Source organism: Myxacorys chilensis (assembly GCF_059505265.1).
This window is the reverse complement of the sequence record NZ_JCACKG010000299.1, coordinates 1-2286: the sequence shown is the minus strand read 5'-3', so window position 1 is coordinate 2286 and position 2286 is coordinate 1. Positions and strand designations below refer to the sequence as shown.

At 63.2% G+C, this 2286-nt stretch carries 2 protein-coding genes and 1 pseudogene; all 3 read right to left on the bottom strand.

Features of this window, described 5'->3' with window-relative positions; genetic code table 11:
- Positions 1-398, bottom strand: a 398-nt coding sequence (locus AC5JLB_RS29860; protein ID WP_495877451.1) for a glycine betaine ABC transporter substrate-binding protein, incomplete at its 3' end; no start/stop codon positions are given.
- 13 nt (positions 399-411) lie between these two features.
- A pseudogene (locus AC5JLB_RS29855) lies at positions 412-1255 on the bottom strand (IS5 family transposase).
- A 98-nt stretch (positions 1256-1353) separates the two neighbouring features.
- A protein-coding gene (locus AC5JLB_RS29850; protein WP_495877450.1) for an IS5 family transposase occupies positions 1354-2102 on the bottom strand; the annotation gives its coding sequence in 2 pieces (ribosomal slippage) (positions 1354-1772 and positions 1772-2102; 750 coding nt in all).
- Positions 2103-2286 lie beyond the last annotated feature (184 nt).

The following is a 2286-nucleotide window of genomic DNA, read 5'->3' as shown; positions in this document are numbered from 1 at the left end:
CAGATAAGGCCCTTCTGCATGTCCAGCTGCTTAACTCGCGCATAGGTTTCGAAGGGGCTGAGCTTTTCCGCAACCTTGTTGAAGTGGCGCAGCGAGGTACCGGTGTACTCCCAGTAAAGATCCACGCTCCCCGCTTCCTGCGCCTGTCGCAAACTCATTGAACCATAGCCGGAGCGCTTCTCGACCGTGATGCCCTTCGAGGCGAGGAGTTGGCTGGTCATTTCAGCCATGAGGAGTTGCTCGGTGTAGTCCTTGCCTCCAACGATGAGAGTTTGGGCGGCGGCAGCGATCGCCGCAGCAATAGAGAGTATTGCAATCAGTGCACCGGCGAGGAAGGCACGCCGAGCCTGTCTGCAACCAGTGCTCCACTTTGGAACGCTCAGCCAGGCGCGCGTCATCGAGCCATCCGATTTACGCGTGATTAAACGGCTGTAGCCAGTGATAGAGCATGATGGCAGCGATGTGGAGCATGGCAAGGTAGTTCTGGGCGCGCTTCTCATAGCGGGTGGCGATGCGGCGGAATTGCTTCAGGCGGTTGAAGAGCCGCTCCACTCGATTGCGCGCCCGATATGCCTCCCGATCGAAGCCATGGCGGCGAGGCTGGTTGCTCTTGGTGGGGATCACCGCTCCGATGCCGCGAGAGCGCAGGTGCGTGCGGGAGGGCTGGCCTGCAAAGGCCTTGTCGCCGGCCACCCGCCGGGGCCGCAGGCGTGGGCGGCCTCGCTTGCGATGGACGGCACCTGCATCGAGCAAGGCTGGGAGAGCGGTGCTGTCGTGGCGCTCACCACCGGTCAGATGAAAGGTCACGGGCTTGCCATGTCCTTCGGCTCGCACGTGGATCTTGGTCGAGAAGCCCCCACGGGAGCGCCCCAGCGCCTCGTCCGGGCCCTCACCCCCCGATGGCGCCAGCCCGGCGGGCGCCGGCGGCGTGTTGATGAGCGCGCACAACGCTCGCGTCCACGAAGTGCAGGTCCCAGTCGAGCAGGCCGGCACCATCCGCCTGGGACTGGAGTGCCTCGAGCACGCGCTGCCAGAGGCGAGCCTCACGCCAGCGATAGAAGCGGCTCGAGACTGTTCCGACAGCTCCATAGCGCTCCGGCAGGTCAGCCCAGGGTGCGCCCGTGCGCAGGACCCAGAGAATGCCGTTAATGATGGTGCGGTGGTCGTGATTAGGGCGGCCAGTCCGCGGCCGCTGCGGGGGCAGCAAGGGCGCCAAACGCTGCCATTGCTCGTCCGTCAGTTCGTAGCGTCTCACACCCCAAAGATGGTGCCTCCGCTCAGCCCCTTAAACCCCTTTGCAGATGCGCCCTAATAAAGAGGGCGGCGCCCTCTCGGCCTAGGGTGTGTTGGGATTCACCGCGATGCGATGACGGCGGCGAGGTGGACCATGGCGGAGAAGCTCTTGTCGGTCTTGTCGCTGCGCATGGCGATCCGCTTAAACTCCTTCAGCTTGCAGAAGAAGTTCTCGATCAGGTGACGCCATTTGTACATCTCCGCGTCGGTGTTGAGAGGTTTGATCCGGCGGGGATGCTGAGAGATGACAGCCTTGGCGCCGCGCACATCGAGATCGGCTATGATGGCGTTGCTGTCGAAAGCCTTGTCGGCGATCAGCGCCCCAAAGGCCACGCCGTCGAGAAGCGGGGGCACGCCAACCGTATCGAAGCGCTGCCCCGGCAGCAGCACGAAGCGAACAAGGTTGCCGAGTGCATCCGTGAGCGCCAGGATCTTGGTCGTCATGCCGCCCTTGGAGCGGCCAATGGCCTGGCTGTGGGTCCCCCTTTTGCGCCCTGCCCAGGGCGGTGGACCTTCACGATCGTGGCGTCGACCATGGCATATTCCATGTCGGGCTCGTCCGCGACAGCCTCGAAGAGCCGCGCCCACACATCGGCCCGTACCCAGTCGCGGAAGCGCGTGAACGCCGTGCTCCAGTGGCCGAAGTGCGCTGGCAGATCCCGCCAAGGGCTCCCTGTTCGCACGATCCACAACACCGCCTCCACGAACAGCCGGTTGTTACGACCGCTGCGGCCAGGGTCGCCCAGCTTGCCGAGGCAGTGCGGCTCCATCTTCGCCCATTGGGCGTCGGTCAGAACAAGTCGGTCCATCCCGAGCTTGAATCACACACGACCCCTCCTGAAAACCTCAATTCCAAACACGCCCTAGCCCGTGATTAAAGCGGTCGTACCACTCTCTGCTTGGGGTGCTTAGAAGTTCAACATGACGCCCGCTGCTCGGAGCGCCATGTTGCTCCTTGTGGCTATTTCGCCAACATTTGAACTGCTATAAGGT